Annotated in this window: 17 protein-coding genes and 1 riboswitch; of the genes, 9 read left to right on the top strand and 8 right to left on the bottom strand. The window is 70.8% G+C overall.

Translation table 11 applies throughout. The features are described from left to right. Positions 1-4: 4 nt before the first annotated feature. Positions 5-148, bottom strand: a riboswitch (cobalamin riboswitch). 161 nt (positions 149-309) lie between these two features. Both AB5J53_RS12305 and AB5J53_RS12300 read left to right on the top strand, forming a co-directional pair. Next, the gene (locus AB5J53_RS12305; RefSeq protein ID WP_369245666.1) at positions 310-633 is read left to right on the top strand and encodes a DUF397 domain-containing protein; all 324 of its coding nucleotides are present in this window, start codon (positions 310-312) and stop codon (positions 631-633) included. Next, positions 626-934 (top strand): hypothetical protein, encoded by a 309-nt coding sequence (locus AB5J53_RS12300; protein ID WP_369245665.1) that lies wholly within the window; start codon positions 626-628, stop codon positions 932-934. The genes AB5J53_RS12305 and AB5J53_RS12300 overlap by 8 nt, the downstream gene beginning before the upstream one ends. On the opposite strand, the gene AB5J53_RS12295 is transcribed toward AB5J53_RS12300, so the two are convergent. The 5 genes from AB5J53_RS12295 to AB5J53_RS12275 all read right to left on the bottom strand — a co-directional run bounded on the left by AB5J53_RS12295 (position 867) and on the right by AB5J53_RS12275 (position 5061). Next, the gene (locus AB5J53_RS12295) at positions 867-1529 is read right to left on the bottom strand and encodes a hypothetical protein (RefSeq protein WP_369245664.1); all 663 of its coding nucleotides are present in this window, start codon (positions 1527-1529) and stop codon (positions 867-869) included. The two genes, AB5J53_RS12300 and AB5J53_RS12295, sit on opposite strands and share 68 nt — an antisense overlap. A 41-nt stretch (positions 1530-1570) precedes the next feature. Further along, positions 1571-2425, bottom strand: a complete 855-nt coding sequence (locus AB5J53_RS12290) for a helix-turn-helix domain-containing protein (protein WP_369245663.1) — start codon at positions 2423-2425, stop codon at positions 1571-1573. A 232-nt stretch (positions 2426-2657) separates the two neighbouring features. After that, a complete protein-coding gene (locus tag AB5J53_RS12285; RefSeq protein ID WP_369245662.1) occupies positions 2658-2879 on the bottom strand; it encodes a hypothetical protein in 222 nt (73 codons plus the stop codon). 12 nt (positions 2880-2891) lie between these two features. Then, positions 2892-4133 carry an anion permease gene (locus AB5J53_RS12280; RefSeq protein WP_369245661.1) on the bottom strand — a complete coding sequence of 414 codons (1242 nt, stop codon included), beginning with the start codon at positions 4131-4133 and terminating at the stop codon, positions 2892-2894. A 178-nt stretch (positions 4134-4311) separates the two neighbouring features. Further along, positions 4312-5061 (bottom strand): lysozyme, encoded by a 750-nt coding sequence (locus AB5J53_RS12275; protein ID WP_369245660.1) that lies wholly within the window; start codon positions 5059-5061, stop codon positions 4312-4314. Between the two features lie 196 nt (positions 5062-5257). On the opposite strand from AB5J53_RS12275, the gene AB5J53_RS12270 reads away from it, so the two are divergent. From AB5J53_RS12270 to AB5J53_RS12260, 3 genes are all read left to right on the top strand, one after another. Next, complete coding sequence (locus tag AB5J53_RS12270) at positions 5258-5989, top strand: class II aldolase/adducin family protein (RefSeq protein WP_369245659.1); 732 nt, start codon at positions 5258-5260, stop codon at positions 5987-5989. Positions 5990-6250: 261 nt separating this feature from the next. Beyond that, positions 6251-7378 (top strand): alpha/beta hydrolase, encoded by a 1128-nt coding sequence (locus AB5J53_RS12265; RefSeq protein WP_369245658.1) that lies wholly within the window; start codon positions 6251-6253, stop codon positions 7376-7378. A gap of 213 nt (positions 7379-7591) precedes the next feature. After that, on the top strand, positions 7592-8986 hold the full coding sequence (locus AB5J53_RS12260; RefSeq protein WP_369245657.1) for a hypothetical protein: 1395 nt from the start codon (positions 7592-7594) through the stop codon (positions 8984-8986). 44 nt (positions 8987-9030) lie between these two features. Here AB5J53_RS12260 and AB5J53_RS12255 read toward each other — a convergent pair whose 3' ends face one another. Both AB5J53_RS12255 and AB5J53_RS12250 read right to left on the bottom strand, forming a co-directional pair. Next, positions 9031-9453 carry a VOC family protein gene (locus tag AB5J53_RS12255; RefSeq protein ID WP_369245656.1) on the bottom strand — a complete coding sequence of 141 codons (423 nt, stop codon included), beginning with the start codon at positions 9451-9453 and terminating at the stop codon, positions 9031-9033. Between the two features lie 116 nt (positions 9454-9569). Beyond that, positions 9570-10460: a neutral zinc metallopeptidase gene (locus AB5J53_RS12250; protein WP_369245655.1), complete on the bottom strand. Its 891-nt coding sequence runs from the start codon at positions 10458-10460 to the stop codon at positions 9570-9572. A 689-nt stretch (positions 10461-11149) separates the two neighbouring features. Here AB5J53_RS12250 and AB5J53_RS12245 point away from each other — a divergent pair. From AB5J53_RS12245 to AB5J53_RS12230, 4 genes are all read left to right on the top strand, one after another. Then, entirely contained in the window at positions 11150-11737 is a 588-nt protein-coding gene (locus tag AB5J53_RS12245; protein WP_369245654.1) for a hypothetical protein, read from the top strand. A 91-nt stretch (positions 11738-11828) separates the two neighbouring features. Next, the gene (locus tag AB5J53_RS12240; protein WP_369245653.1) at positions 11829-13427 is read left to right on the top strand and encodes an ABC-F family ATP-binding cassette domain-containing protein; all 1599 of its coding nucleotides are present in this window, start codon (positions 11829-11831) and stop codon (positions 13425-13427) included. A 373-nt stretch (positions 13428-13800) separates the two neighbouring features. Then, on the top strand, positions 13801-14022 hold the full coding sequence (locus AB5J53_RS12235) for a helix-turn-helix domain-containing protein (protein ID WP_006123601.1): 222 nt from the start codon (positions 13801-13803) through the stop codon (positions 14020-14022). A 137-nt stretch (positions 14023-14159) separates the two neighbouring features. Next, positions 14160-14951: an enoyl-CoA hydratase/isomerase family protein gene (locus tag AB5J53_RS12230; RefSeq protein ID WP_369245652.1), complete on the top strand. Its 792-nt coding sequence runs from the start codon at positions 14160-14162 to the stop codon at positions 14949-14951. 59 nt (positions 14952-15010) lie between these two features. Here AB5J53_RS12230 and AB5J53_RS12225 read toward each other — a convergent pair whose 3' ends face one another. Further along, positions 15011-15742: a nucleopolyhedrovirus P10 family protein gene (locus AB5J53_RS12225; RefSeq protein ID WP_369245651.1), complete on the bottom strand. Its 732-nt coding sequence runs from the start codon at positions 15740-15742 to the stop codon at positions 15011-15013. Positions 15743-15746 lie beyond the last annotated feature (4 nt).

Here is a 15746-nt window from a genome sequence, read left to right as displayed (position 1 = left end):
CCTGGTTCGACGAGACCGGCGGTGAGAGTTCCTGGCTCCCGGGGGCTTCCTTCCCCGGTGACAGTGGCGGGACCGCGCCGGACTCACACCGGCTTCCTCTCATGTCGCCGTACTTGGCTCCGGCAGTCCACCACGGGGTTAGAACAGCCGTCAACTTGCTGTTGACCTGGGGCGGAAGAGTGTGCTGAGGCCCACACGGGGCCGGTTTTCCCCTAGGCCGACAAATTGAGCCTTCATAGACTGGAATACGACAATCGGAGAGCGGTCCGAGAGTGGTTGGTTCCGGGTCGTGGCGTGGTGGGGTGGTTCGTGGCGGCCCTCTGGGCCGACCAAGATCACGGCGCTATCGTGCATCGGCATGGGCGGGAAACGACGGACACGCGTCGGGGGACGCCGGCTCTCGGGCAGCAGGAGGTCGGCGTGTCCAATGAGAACTCGTTCGGGCGAACCTGGCGCAAGAGCAGCTTCAGCGGGGCCGATTACGAATGCGTCGAGGTGGCCTTCGTCGAAGACGGGGTGATCGTCCGTGACTCGCAACATCCGTCGGGGCCGTATGTCGTCCTCTCCGCCGAGCGGTGGCGGACGTTTCTGACGGCTTTCGCCGGTTCGGGGGGAGGGGAGAAGGATGACTGACCATCATCTCGCCGAGGTACGGGCCTCGGTGAACGGCGTGCGTGGGGGCGCGCGAAGGGGGTCCGTGGCCCTGGCGATCGCGCTGACGTGCGTGCTGCTCGGCGCGGCGGCCACTCTGGTCGGCGCGGCCGCCGCACTGTTCGTGGACGGTCCGCCCGCACGGCTGGCCACCTGGGTGCTGGTGGCCGCCGCGGTCGCGGTGACCGTGGGACTGCGGTGGGGCTTCTCGGAGGTCAGGAGGGATCGTCTGCCGACTGCTCGGGTCGCTGAGCCGGGACCACGGCCCGGCGGTCGTTGCTGAGGGTGGGAACGTCGGCACCGGCCTGCGATATCACCTTGGCCAGCTGACGGCTCACCGCGACCACCGGAGACAGGACCACGGTGGTCACGGTGCCCATCAGCCATGGGTTGTTCATGTGGAAGGCACCCATGACGGCCAGAAGCCCGGCCAGACCCGCGACGAGGACCAGGATGCAGCCGGTGCAGTAGACGATCTTGGTGGTGAACATCCGGACGTGGTCGTCGGTGCGGTGGCGATCCAGGTCGTCCATCCGCTGGGCGCGACCGGCGTCGGCCATCGCGTCACGGACGAGTTGGTTGTAGGAGAGGTCGGCGACGGGAGTCTGCCAGAGACCCGAACCGGCAGCCGTATGGGCCGCCGTGTCGGCGGCGGTCGTATCGACCGTGTCGGACGCGGTGGAGCCGGAGCCATCGGTGGAGCCCGGGCGGGCCGTACCGGCGGAGGCCGGGGTGGCGGAGGCCGAGCCGGTGGGGAGCCCCCTGCCGGAAGGCCCGGCGGCCCCCTGAGCACCATCCGTACCGCCAGTGCGCCAGGGCGTTCGCCTGATGGCAGTGAGGACCTCCCGCCACCACTCTTTCCACGCGGCTGGCAGCATGTGAGGCCTCCTTGCTTCTCCGGGCTCCTGGGCCGGGGAGGTCAGCTGCTGTCGATGCCTTCCCTGATGCGGCTGATCAGGTCGATGGCCTGGTCTCCGCGCAGGGCGATCTCGCGGAGGTATTCGAAGCATTCCTGGTGGCGCACGATCAGCTCGTGGTCGTCACGCATCGACTGGTTTCCCTGGACCTCCAGATACAGCAGGTCCTCGTCATCGGTGAAGCCCAGCAGGATGAAGCTGTTCGGGGTGGAGTAGTGGGCGCCCGCGGTGAACGGGAGTACTTGAAGAGAGACCTTGGGGCGCTCCGACAGGTCGATGAGGTGCTGCAACTGCGCCCGCTGCACGCGGGGTCCACCGATCTGCCGGTGCAGCGCGGCCTCGTCGACGACGAAGAAGGTCCACGGCGGCTCGTCGCCCTCCAGCGCGCGCTCCTGGCGCGCGGTGCGCAGCTCGACGATGCGCCGGGCCCGTGCCTCGTCGACGCGCGGGGCGAGCAGGGCCATCGCGTATTCATCGGTCTGCAGGAAGCCCGGCACCACGATCGGGTTGTACGTGCGGATGGAGGCGGCCGCGCTCTCGTACCCCAGGTACTGACTGAACCCGGGCCCCATGATGTCGTTGTACTCGGCCCACCAGCTGGCGCCCTTCGAGCCACGGGCGGCCTCCTCCAGCTCGGCGCTGAGCTGAGGGTCCGTCACTTCGTACTGCTGGAGCAGGGCGCGCAGATCGGTGACCGAGAGGCTGACGACGCCCTGCTCGATTCTCATGATCTTGGAAAGCGACCAGTCGAGGGCGTGGGCGGCCTGCCCCTGTGACTGCCCGGTGGCCTCGCGGGCCTTGCGGAGCGCGATGCGCAGTCTCCGGCGATTCAGGCTGGGGTCGACATCCCTCGGCATGGGTGGCTCCTCGCTGTCGTCGTGACGGTTCCATGCTTGGCATATGGCAAGGAGCCGTATGTGCGGTCGACGCTAGCAGACAGCTTGATGTCAGTATGCCATATGTCACTTCGCTGCATCGCATGCGCTCGATCGAGTGAGCGGGGAGTGAGCGGTGGGCATGAAAAAGCCGGGTGGGGCGCACTGGAGAAGTGCGCCCCACCCGGCGGAAGGCCGAGGTTCCGGCGGTCGGTCAGGCCACGATGATGAAGATCCCGTACGCCACCGCCGCCGCGCACGCCGCGAAGCAGGCGTAGGCGCCGGTGACCGCGAGGGTGGCGGAGCCGCCCTGGGCCGACGCCGACTCGCGCTTGGAGAGGCCGACGATGCCGAGGGTGAAGAGGCCGACGAGGGCCACGGTGGTGAGGAGGCTGACTCCGAAGACGGAGGCGAGGGCCGCCCAGTCGATGTGCATGCTGTTCGTTCCTTACACCGTGGCCGGGCGGGTGGGCTCCGCGTCCGGGGCCGGGATGGTGGTCTTCAGATCGGTGTCGGCCGTGGCGATCGAGCCGGCCGGCGGCGGGGTGACCGCGGCGATCGCCGTGGTGACGACGCCCGCGGGCTCGGCGGCGACATCGTTCACGTTGTCGACGGTGACCGGCTGGCGACGGGAGAGGTTCCAGATGGCGCCGGCGCCCGCGACGAGCAGCACGCCCGTGGCGACGATGCCCCACGTGCCCTGCTTGGTGAGGAACTCGGCGGAGGCACCGGCCAGACCGGCGGCCGGAAGCGTCAGGCCCCACGCGATGAACATCCGGGTCGCGGTCGACCAGCGGACGACACCGCCCTTGCGGCCGAGGCCGGAGCCCATCACGGCGCCGGAGCAGACCTGGGTGGTGGAGAGGGAGAAGCCGATGTGCGAGGAGGCCAGGATGGCGGTCGCGGCGCTGGTCTGGGCGGCGAAGCCCTGCTGCGGCGCGAGGTCCGTCAGGCCCTTGCCCATGGTGCGGATGATGCGCCAGCCGCCCAGGTAGGTGCCGAGCGCGATGGCCGTACCAGCCGAGACGATGACCCAGGTGGGAGGGTTCGAGCCCGGGGCGAGGACGCCGCCGGTGACCAGGGCCAGGGTGATGATGCCCATCGTCTTCTGGGCGTCGTTCGTGCCGTGGGCCAGTGAGACCAGGCCGGCGGAGGCTATCTGGCCCGCGCGGTAGCCCTTGGCGGTCGCCTTCTCCTCGGCGCGGTTGCCGATCCTGTACGTCAGCCGGGTGGCCAGCATCGCGGCGAGTCCGGCCACGACGGGCGCGGCGACCGCGGGGATCAGCACCTTGGTGACGACGGTCGAGCCGTTCACCGACGACCAGCCGGCCGACATGACCGCGGCGCCGATCAGGCCGCCGAAGAGTGCGTGGGAGGAGCTGGAGGGCAGACCCAGGAGCCAGGTCAGCAGATTCCAGAGGATGGCGCCGACGAGCGCCGCGAAGATCACTTCGGTGCGGATGCCCTCTTCGTTGATGATCCCGCCGGAGATCGTCTTGGCGACCTCCACGGAGAGGAACGCACCGACGAGGTTGAGCACGGCGGACATGGCCACCGCCGTCTTGGGCTTCAGAGCGCCGGTCGAGATGGTCGTCGCCATCGCGTTGGCAGTGTCGTGGAAACCGTTCGTGAAATCGAACACGAGAGCGGTAACGATCACGATTCCGAGGAGGAGCGTGATGTGTTCCATTTACCCAGGCTTCTGTTTGACGTCAGTGGCAGGTGGACCGTAGGCAACCTGAGTGAACGGAAGATGAACTAGGGCAGGCGGTGGGGTGTCTCAATCGACGGACCGCCCCTCCGTTTACGACGAAGGAGCGGCCCGGCATCTCGAACAGAGGCGGAATATCGGGCTCCGGTACCGGTCTCTAGCCTCGCGCGAGCCTCTTGAGCGCGGTCATGGATCCGTTGAAGAGATTCTGGTCACCCGGCAGGCTGCCGCTGTTGTCGTACTGCCAGAACGTCCAGTACGACCAGCCGGCCGGCAGCGCACCCGCGTCCGCCGAGTCGTAGCGGGCGAGCCACAGGGCGTGGTTCGCGGCGAAGGCGCGACTGCCGCCGGTGCAGGTGTTCCACCAGTGCGTGGTCGTGTAGATCACCGGACGACGGCCGGTCTCCCGCTTGACCTCGTCGCTGAACGCCTTGATCCAGCTCACCATCTTGGCCTTGCTCAGGCCGTAGCACTTGTGGCTGCTGTACGGGTTGTACTCGATGTCCAGCGCGGGCGGCAGCGTCCAGCCGTCCGAGCGCCAGGCGCCGCCGTTGCGCACGAAGTATGTGGCCTGGGCGGTGCCGGACGACTTGTTCGGCACCGCGAAGTGATAGGCGCCGTGAAGGATGCCCGCGTTGCGTGCGCCGTTGTACTGCCGGCTGAAGTACGGATTGCGGTAGGTGTGGGACTCAGTCGCCTTGACGTAGACGAACCGGGCGCCCTTTGCTTTCGCGCTCTGCCAGTCGACGTTCTTCTGGTGCGAGGAGACGTCGTGCCCTTTGGGCCTGCTCGCCGCGGAGGCCGGAACCGCGACGAGGGCGGTCCCACCGGCGGTGAGTGCCCCCACGATGGCCGTTGCCGCGACGACGCGGGCACGGCGACGGAATGGTTTGTGATCACGGGCCATATTTCCCCCCGGAATGGCGACGTGCACGACAAATCCCCCAGAGATTACTTGAAGATCGGTGAATGCCCGTCGATCGCCAGCCAATCGCCAACAGAGGGTGATGTATGCCCATATGCGCCCTTACGGACGCACGGATTCCGCCCTAAAGTGCCCTCGCCTGCGGCGTGTTGACGTCCGTGCCTGGCAGGATCGCGGCATGGCTGAGCAGCGGCGGGACGCACGGGACGTGCGGGAGGACGCACAGGATGCGCCTGGGCGGGGCGAGTTGGGCGCGAGTGGCGCCCGGGACGCGATGGAACGGGCGTGGGACGAGCTCGTCCTGACAGCCCGCCGGACGGTGGCCGACGGACTGGTCGTCGGTACGTCGGGCAATGTGTCGGTACGGGTCGGCGGCACCGTCCTGGTCACGCCCACGGGAGTGCCGTACGACCGGCTGACGCCCGACGACCTCGTCGGCGTCGATCTCGACGGCCGGCAGGTGCTCGGTTCGCTTCTTCCGACGAGCGAACTGCCGATGCATCTCGCGATCTACCGTGCGACCGACGCGCGCGCCGTCGTCCACACCCATGCCGCGCACGCGACGGCGGTTTCCACGCTCGTCCCCGAGCTCCCGCTGATCCACTACATGGCGGGCGCCCTCGGCGGGCCGGTCCGTGTTGCCCCCTATGCGACATACGGCACTCCGGAGTTGGCCGAGAACATGCTCCAGGCCCTCGACCACCGCACCGCCTGCCTCCTCCAGAACCACGGCACCATCGCCTACGGAGACTCCTTGAACCAGGCGTACGACCGCACAGCCCAGCTGGAGTGGATGTCCCGCGTCTGGCTCCTGGCCTCCTCCGTCCCGGGCCTGACCCCCACGCTGCTGTCACCCCAGCAGACCCAGGAGGCGGGGGAGCGGCTACGGGGGTACGGACAGCGGGACTAGCCCGTGTGCTCCGCCCGCCGGCTTGCCTTGTCCGCCGGGTTGTCTTTGTCCGCCGCACTGAAGCGCGGCGGACAAGCAGCCCCGCCGCACCGGGGGCGGGGCCTCCTCCCCGCCGCGACGGCGCTCGGACGAGACGTACGGATCCGGCCGTGCCGCACCACCCGCACCACGAGAGCGCACAGGCCCCGACCCGGGGCGAAAGACGTCATCCGAGCCCCGCTCCCGCTGGCCGAGAGCTGGGTCCCCCGGGAGACTGGACGCGTGCGCACCATCAGAGCCGCGGCCGCAGCCGTCACCGCAGCCATAGCCGCGTGCGCGGCCTCCGTGGCGGCGGGCCGGTTCGCGAGTGACGCCGCGCTGAAGACGTCGCCCGGCAGACCCCTGCCCACCGAGCCCCGGCTCACCGTGCACGGCACGACGGCGGGCGGCATCACGCTCACCCGGGACCTGGCCTCCCAGCGCCCGGGCACCTACGGCCTCGCCGGGGACGGCTCCCACGCGGTCGTCGGCCCGGTCATGAAGGCCACTCCCCACCCCGTCGACACGGTCGTACGCCGCCTGGAACGCGTCACCCACGGCTCCCTGGAACCCGGCGACAAGGTCTGGCTCACCCCGAACCTGCACATCGGCGACCCGAGCGCCGCCCTCGGCCTCGCCCACGCCGACGTCGACATACCCGGCGAACTCGGCGCCCTGCCCGCCTGGTTCGTGCCCGCCGTCCGCGACACCTGGGTGATCACCGTGCACGGCCTGGGCGCCACCCGCGAACATCCGATGAACGTGATGGAGTTCCTGAACCGCCACCACTTCCCGGTACTCGACCTCGCCTACCGCGGCGACCTCGGCGCACCCCGCTCCCAGGACGGCCTGAACCACCTCGGCGAGACCGAGTGGCGCGACCTCGACGCGGCCATCCGGTACGCCGTGCGGTACGGCGCCGAGCAGGTCGTCCTGTACGGCTGGTCCATCGGTGCCACCATGGCTCTGCGCGCCGCCGCGCACTCCGCCCTGCGCGAGCGGATCTCCGGCCTGGTCCTCGACTCGCCCGTCCTCAGCTGGGAGACCACGCTGCGCGCCCTCGCCACGGCCCGCCGCACCCCCAGCGCCCTGCTGCCCCTCGCGGTGCGCGCCGCCCAGGGCCGCACGGGCCTGCACGGCGACCGCATCGAGAACGCCGCGCACCCCGACCACCTCAAAGTGCCGACCCTGGTGGTGCACGGCCCGGACGACACCATCGCCCCTTGGGGCACCTCACGCCGCCTCGCCGAGCGCCGCCCGGACCTGGTCACCCTGCACACGGTCCCGCAGGCCCCGCACGGCGCCATGTGGAACGCCGACCCGGAAGGCTACGAAGAGGCCCTGCGCCGCTTCCTCACCCCCCTGATGTAAGCCTCGGCACGCCCGCGACCGAGCCGGATCGCGGGCCTCCACGAAGCACCCCGGCGAACCCGACGGCGCCCTTCCGCTTCGGTCCTGGACAACTCTCGTGAGGGCTCGTTCCCGCGTGTCGAGCGCCCCCAGAAACCCCCGCGCTCACCACCCCCGTCGCCTGCCGTGACATTCCGTTTGGGTTTTCGGACCGTCAACCGGAAGACTGCACCCGTGACGTCCCGTAATCCGCGCGACTCCAGGCTCCGACTCGTCAGCCCGCGGCCCCTGGCCGCCGCCCCCCGAGCGGTGACCCAGCGCCGCACGCGCCGCCCCGCACCGCGGCCGCCCGAGGGCACACCGCCGCCCGCGGAACTGGCCCGTATGGCGCGCACCGGCCTGGCCGGCGCGGCCCGTGTCGCCCGCTGGGCCGATGCCGCCCTGCGCCCGGGGCGCGACGGTGCGACCCCCGACAGCAAGGGCACCCTCTCCGACGCCACCGCCGAACGGGCCGCCGCCGAACTGGGGCTGAGCCCGGCTCAGGTCCGCGCGGACTGGGACACCGCACGCCTGGCGGGCCTTGTCGAGGTGCACGGCGGCAGCGCCCGCCCGGGCTGGCGGCTGCGCGCCTGGAACCGCGACGACAGCGCCGTACTGCGCGGCTGGGTCGCCCTCTTCGACGCCTGGTCGCTCGCGTATGCGGAGCCCGCGGACCGCGAACCCGCCGCCGTCGCCGAGGTCGTCTCCGCGATGCCTCAGGTGCTCTCCTTCCTCCAGCTCTCCGCGGGGCCCGTCCCCGTGGAACAACTCCTCGACCTCCTCGAGCAGCGGGTCACGGAACTGCGCACCGAGCGCTGCGAAATCCCCTACGGCCCCCAGCCGGAGGCCAACGCCGAGGTCGCGGACACCCCGCTCGCCCCCCTCCTCGACTGGGCCCTGCACGCCCTCGCCTCCGTGGGCGCGCTCACCTGCGCCGACGGCCAGGCCACCCTCACCCCGCTCGGCAGCTGGGCGGTCTGGGTCAAGCTGGAGCAGATCTGCGTCGCCGCGCAGAGCCCGGCCGGGAACATCGAGCAGTCCGCCGAGGACATGCTCCGCGGCTGCGCTCAGCTGCGCCCCAACGCGGCCCGCGCCGAATACCGCGCCTGGCTGGCCGCCCGCCCCGTCGGCAGCGCCGTCACCGAACTCCTCGACGCCGCCCGCGGCGAGGACGCCCTCACCCGCGGTCTCGCCTTCGAGGCGCTGCGCGTGGTCGGCGCCCCCGCCGAGCCCGACGTGCGCACCGTGGCCGAGGAGACCTCGCTGCGTCCCTACGCCCTGCTGTGGCTCGCCGAGCACGACGGTCACGACCCCGAGGACGCCCACGAGGTGCTCACCCGCGAGGAGGCCACCTGGCTGTGGGTCGACACCGCGGCCGCTGTCGCCGACCACGGTGAAGCCCCGCTCCTCGTACGGCACTTGGAGTCCGCGGTGCAGCCCACCGTGCCCGCACTCCTCGACGAGGTACGCGCGGTCGGGCACCCCCGCACCGTGCAGGTCCTGGTCGCGCTCGCCGCCGCGCACCCGGACCCGGCGCTCGCCAAGGCCGTACGCCGGGCCGCCTTCCAGGTGCACACCGGAGGAAGCTGACGGGGGAGCCGAGGAAAGGAGCCGGCGAGGGAGCCGGCGGAGTCCTACGCCCCTATCTCAGGGGCGTACGTGCCGAAGCTCCAGATATTGCCCTCGAGGTCCCGGGCCATGTAGTCCCGCGAGCCGTAGTCCTGGTCCGTCGGGGGCATCAGGATCTCCGCGCCGTGGTCCACGGCCCGCTGGTGGTGCGAGTCGACGTCGTCCACGACCACGTACACCGCGGTCGGGCCCGCGTCCTTCATCGCGGTGTCGAAGATGCCGCCGCGGCCCTTGGAGCCGAGCATCACCACGCCATTGCCCTGCACCAGTTCGGCGTGCATCACCGTGGTGACCCCGCCCTCGTCGCTCTCGTACACCGATGCCTCGCTGAAGCCGAAGGCTTCCGTGAGCTGCCTGATCGCCGCCTTCGCGTCCGCGTACAGCAGTGTCGGGTAGATGCTCGGGCGCCCGCCGTCCATGCCTGCCATGCCGATCACTCCCTCTCGTCGCGCCGCCGGAACCGCCGCCGGAATCCGACCTGTTGCCCAGTCTCGCACCGGGCACTGACAACGCCCCGCCGAGCGGAAGCCGCTGCCGTCCGGCCTCAGCGGAAGGTGTTGCACCGCGCCATGTCGCCTGTGCTGTAGCCCTCGTAGAACCACTGCTGCCGCTGCTTGGACGAGCCGTGCGTCCAGGTCTCCGGGGTCACCCGGCCCTGGAACCTCTCCTGGATCCGGTCGTCGCCGACGGCCGCCGCCGCGTCCAGGCCGTCGCGGATGTCGGCGTCCGTGAGGCTGGTGATCAGCGGCCGGCCCGTCGACGGGTCCTTCGTCGTCGTCGCGTGGTGCGCCCACACCCCGGCGTAGCAGTCGGCCTGCAGCTCCACCTTCACCGAGTTGCTGTTCGCGCCGGTCAGTCCGTTCTGCGACTTGCCCAGCGTCCCCATCAGGTCCTGCACGTGGTGCCCGTACTCGTGCGCCACCACGTACGCCTGCGCGAACGGCCCGCCGCTGGAGCCGAACTTGGTGCGCAGCTCGTCGAAGAAGCCCAGGTCCAGATAGACCTTGCGGTCGCCGGGACAGTAGAAGGGCCCGACGGCGGACGTGGCGGTGCCGCAGGCCGTACCGATCCGGTTGCTGAAGAAGACCGTCGGGGAGCGTGTGTACGTGCCCCTGCGGCGCGCGAACTCCTGCGCCCAGTAGTCCTGCACGCTGTTGACCACCGCCACCATCCGGCAGTCCTCCTTGGCGTTCGCGTCGCTTCCCTTCTTGCAGGTCTGCTGGACCTGCGCGAGGGAGGAGGAGGTCGACGCGGGCTGGTCGTTCCCGGAGGAGAGCCCTAGCTCGTCGGGACCGATTCCGAAGAACAGTCCGACGAGCAGGGCGAGCAGGCCGGCGATGCCACCCCCGATGGTCGCTCTGCCGCCGGGGATTCGACTGCCGCGCACATCCTGGACCTCGGAGGTGTCCAGGTCGGCGTCGTCGTCGAACTGCATGGGCGCACCACCCTCCGCCGTACGTCGCTCTGTGGCGCCATCCTCGTACGCCCCCAGGTCCCCGGCCCCGGGCGGAGGTCCGAACGGGGGACGCGCTCTCGCCGGTCCGCCGTGTCCCGGCGGCTCTCCGAGCCACCCGCGTCTACGCTCTGCGCCGGATCCGTGGGTTGTGGTGGCGAGGGGGCAAGGTGGTCGTTCTGCCGATCGAGGTGACGGATCCGGACTCACCCGCCCGGCATCCACAGGACACCCCGACCGAGCCCACCCCCAGCACCGTCCCACCGCCGCGAGCGACCCGAGTGGAGCCCGCACTGCCGCCGCTACCGGCCCAGGCGGTACCCGTACCGCTGCCGCGACCGGCGCGTGCGGAGACCTCGTCGCCGCGACCGGCGTATGCGGACTCCTCGTCGCCGCGACCGGCGTGTGCGGAGTCCTCGTCGCCGCGACTGGTTCACGCGGAGTCCGCCTCGTCGCCGCGACCGACTGTCACAGAACCCGTCCCGCGGACCGGCCCCACCGCTCCGCGCCCCGCGAAGGCCGAGCCACCCCTTCCCCCCGCTCCCGCGGGCCGCGCCCTTCGTCGCGTCCTCCCCACCACCCTCGCCCTGCTCCTGGCAGCCCCCCTCCTCGCGGCGGCCCACCAGGCCCGCACCGCCCCCTACGGAGACCACGTCACCGTCCACGCGCGCGTGGAGCACGGGAGCCGGCCGTCGCTGCGGACGACAGGGACCACCGTCGAGGCGTACGACGAAGGAACCGGGCGCCCTCGGTGGACGTACACGCGGGAGGACCGCCGTCCGCTCGCCGTCGTCCCCGCGCGCGGGGACGCGATCGCACTCTGGGACGACGGGCTGGTCACCGCCACCGTGCGGGGCGACGGCAGCGCGGTCCGCTGGCACCGGGCCCTTCCCGGGGCCGCGCCCTGGCTGGCGGCCCACCGGGGCAACGGCGTGCTGCGTACCCTCGGCGCCCGCATGCTCGCCGTCGTCACCCCGCAGCGCATCGCCGCGTACCGCATCGCCGACGGCGACCTGCGCTGGGTGCTGCCCGCCCGCCCGGGCTGCGCCTTCGCGCCCGCGCGCGCGGTGCGTGACCGTACGGCGCTGCTGATCGCCCAGCCCTGCGCGGCCACCGACATCTGGACCGACGAGATCGTCGCGGTGGACGACCTGGGCAGGATCACCCCGGACCGGACGCCGCTGGGCAACGAGCGGAGGGGCGAGCGTCACAGCGTCGAACACCCGCACACAGAAAAAGTGGTTGCACGGCCCCGTTAGACTTGGCCCATGGCCATTCTCCTCGCGCATTAGACGGCGGGAACGCCCTCAGCCGTCCACCCCGCCAACAACCCCGCCCTGGAGTCTGTCCGTGATCTCCGCCTCCGGTATCGAGCTGCGCGCCGGCGCCCGCATTCTCATCGAGTCCGCCACCTTCCGTATCGCCAAGGGCGACCGCATCGGTCTGGTCGGCCGCAATGGCGCGGGCAAGACGACCCTCACCAAGGTCCTCGCAGGCCAGGGCATTCCCGCCGCGGGCACCGTCACCTGCTCCGGCGAGGTCGGCTATCTGCCGCAGGACCCCCGCACCGGCGACCTCGACATACTCGCCGGTGACCGCATCCTCTCCGCACGCGGCCTGGACACCCTGATCCGCAAGATGCGGGAGAACGAGCAGCGCATCGCCAACGGATCGGGTGCCACCCGCGAGAAGGCGATGCGGCAGTACGAGCGCCAGGAGACGGAGTTCCTCACCAAGGGCGGGTACTCCGCAGAGGCAGAGGCCGCCACCATCGCCGCCGCGCTCAACCTGCCCGACCGTGTGCTCGGCCAGCCCCTGCACACGCTCTCCGGCGGTCAGCGCCGCCGTATCGAGCTGGCCCGCATCCTCTTCTCGGACGCCGACACGCTTCTGCTCGACGAGCCGACCAACCACCTCGACGCCGACTCGATCGTCTGGCTGCGCGACTACCTGAAGACTTATCGCGGCGGCTTCATCGTGATCTCCCACGACGTCGACCTCGTCGAGACGGTCGTCAACAAGGTCTTCTATCTGGACGCCAACCGCGCCCAGATCGATGTCTACAACATGGGCTGGAAGCTCTACCAGCAGCAGCGCGAGGCCGACGAGAAGCGCCGCAAGCGCGAGCGTCAGAACGCCGAGAAGAAGGCCTCCGCGCTCCACTCGCAGGCCGACAAGATGCGCGCCAAGGCCACCAAGACGGTCGCCGCGCAGAACATGGCCAAGCGCGCCGACCGGCTGCTCGCCGGACTCGAAGCGGTCCGGGCCTCCGACAAGGTCGCCAAGCTGCGCTTCCCGGAGCCCGCGCCCTGCGGCAAGACGCCGCTCACCGCCGAGGGCCTGTCGAAGTCGTACGGCTCCCTGGAGATCTTCACCGACGTCGATCTGGCCATCGACAAGGGCTCCCGCGTCGTCATCCTCGGTCTGAACGGTGCCGGAAAGACGACCCTCCTCAGGCTCCTCGGCGGCGTCGAGACGCCCGACACCGGCGAGGTCGTGCAGGGCCACGGCCTCAAGCTCGGCTACTACGCGCAGGAGCACGAGACCCTCGACCCCGAGCGCACGGTGCTGGAGAACATGCGCTCCGCCGCCCCCGACCTCGACCTGGTCGAGGTCCGCAAGACGCTCGGCTCGTTCCTGTTCTCCGGCGACGACGTCGACAAGCCCGCCGGCGTCCTCTCCGGCGGCGAGAAGACCCGCCTCGCGCTCGCGACCCTCGTGGTCTCCTCCGCGAACGTCCTCCTGCTCGACGAGCCGACGAACAACCTCGACCCGGCCAGCCGCGAGGAGATCCTCGGCGCGCTGCGCACGTACAAGGGCGCCGTCGTCCTCGTCACCCACGACGAGGGCGCCGTCGAGGCGCTCCAGCCGGAGCGGATCATCCTGCTGCCGGACGGTGTCGAGGACCTGTGGGGCGCCGACTACGCGGACCTGGTGGCTCTCGCCTAGCCCTTGCGCACCCCTCGGGCGGGGGTCAGCCCCGCGTGATCGAATGACTGATCCACTGCGTATGGATCATTCGGCCGATCCGTGATCCATCATCTGTGTGAGATCTCCTCGTACCGAGGTGTGTCGTACATCGATTTCGCGGCCGAGCCCTTTGTTCCCAAGGGCTCGGCCGTCTCGCGTCGCTGACCAGGTACTTCGCGGAAGAACCCGTTCGGCCGTACGGACGACGGCGGCCGGAACCTGGAATTCCACTCGTGGGGACGGGCTCCTGTCGTCAAAACCTTGTCTTACGGACCTTGCCGAATGGGTGGCCATGAGGCCCGTGAGGGGTGATCATGAGAGTCCAGAGCGCACTTCCCATGAGGAGGCACGGGTGGCCGAGACTCTGAAGAAGGGCAGCCGGGTGACCGGCGCCGCGCGCGACAAGCTCGCGGCAGACCTGAAGAAGAAGTACGACTCCGGTGCGAGCATCCGGGCGCTGGCCGAAGAGACCGGCCGCTCGTATGGCTTCGTGCACCGGATGCTCAGCGAGTCGGGCGTCACGCTCCGAGGGCGTGGCGGAGCGACGCGGGGCAAGAAGGCCGCCTCGGCCTGAGGCCGGGCGTCCCCATCGGCTTCGGTGGTGGCCACCCGGTCGGTCGGGTGATCGACCGGGTGGTTACTGTGCAGTCACTTAGGTGTGTCCCTCGTGGGGTACGCACCTGATCCGACCGCACCCATCGGAGGCGCCCCATGGCTTCGCTCGACCCGGTACTCGACAAGGACGGCGTACGGCTCACCGTCGACGACGCGATCGCCACGGTGACGCTGACCAACCCGACCAAGCGCAACGCCCAAAGTCCTGCTCTGTGGCGGGCGTTGACGCAGGCCGGCCGGTCACTGCCGGGCTCTGTGCGCGTGGTCGTCCTGCGCGCCGAGGGCAAGTCCTTCTCCGCCGGGCTCGACCGGCAGGCGTTCACGCCCGAGGGCTTCGACGGGGAACCGTCGTTCATCGACCTCGCGCGTGGTTCCGATGCCGAGCTCGACGCGACCATCGCGGAGTACCAGGAGGCTTTCACCTGGTGGCGGCGCAGCGACATCGTGTCCATCGCCGCTGTGCAGGGGCATGCCATCGGCGCGGGGTTCCAGCTCGCGCTCGCCTGTGATCTGCGCGTCGTCGCGGACGACGTGCAATTCGCCATGCGCGAGACCAGCCTGGGGCTCGTGCCCGACCTCACGGGGACGCATCCGCTGGTGAGCCTGGTGGGGTACGCCCGCGCGCTCGAAATCTGCGCGACGGGGCGTTTTGTGCTGGCCGAGGAGGCCGAGCGCACGGGGCTCGCCAACCTCGCGGTGCCCGGCGGGCAGCTCGACGACGCGGTGCGTGACCTTGCCGCCGCGGTGCTCGCCGCGCCGCGGGATGCCGTCATCGAGACCAAGGCGCTCCTGCGCGGGGCGCAGGAGCGGTCGTACGAGGAGCAGCGGCTTGCCGAGCGTGCGGCTCAGGCCCGGCGGCTTCGGGACCTCGCCGGGGTGGGTGACTGAGACCGGCTTGGGGCTGCGGGCCGCCGGGGGTGGGTCGCGCAGTTCCCCGCGCCCCTGAATCAGCGCACGGCGGTTACCAGTACGGCCACTGATGGCGTGTCCGTCAGGGTCTGCGTGACCGCCGTCCTGACGGCCCTTGCCACCTCCACGGTCCGTTCGTCCGCCGCGACCGCCAGCTCGACGCGGACGTGGCGGCGCGGCAGGGCTGAGTCGTCGCCGCGCACGTCCTCGATGTGCACCGGGCGGCCCAGGAGGTCCGTCAGGTGGGTCACACCCAGCACCGACAGGGCGGCTGCCGCTACCCGGGCCTCCTCGGGGTCCGTCGGTTCGGCGGCCTCTCGGACCTCGTCAGGGCGTACGGCGGCGGGGGGCTCGTCCTCGTCGAGCAGTCCCGTCACCCGTAGATCCACTTCCCTGACCGTCAGACCGAGGCGTTCCGTCGCCGCCGTGGCCAGGGCCAGGCGCAGGCGGGCCGCTGTCGTCTGGAGCGGCTCGACGCCCGGGGCGGTGGGGTCCGTCCTCGCCGCGAACTCCGCGGTGATGCGGAGCGGACCGGGCGGCAGCGCGCCGGGCGGGGGCGGTACGGCGGGGTCGTACGTCTCCTCCGGGTCGGCGAGTGAGATCCGGAGCGTGCCCAGGCGCACACCGCGCACGGGATCGGCCGCACGCCGCAGTACCGAGTCGGCCGCCTCCTCCGTGATCCACGCGCCGTCGCGCGGGAGGCCGAGGGCCGGCAGTCTGCCGAGCCCGAGCTGGTGTCGTACTACCTGCGCCCACCGGTCCGCCGTCATTGCT

This window comes from Streptomyces sp. R41 (genome assembly GCF_041053055.1).
Lineage (GTDB): Bacteria > Actinomycetota > Actinomycetes > Streptomycetales > Streptomycetaceae > Streptomyces.
This window is presented reverse-complemented; position numbering and strand designations above follow the sequence as displayed.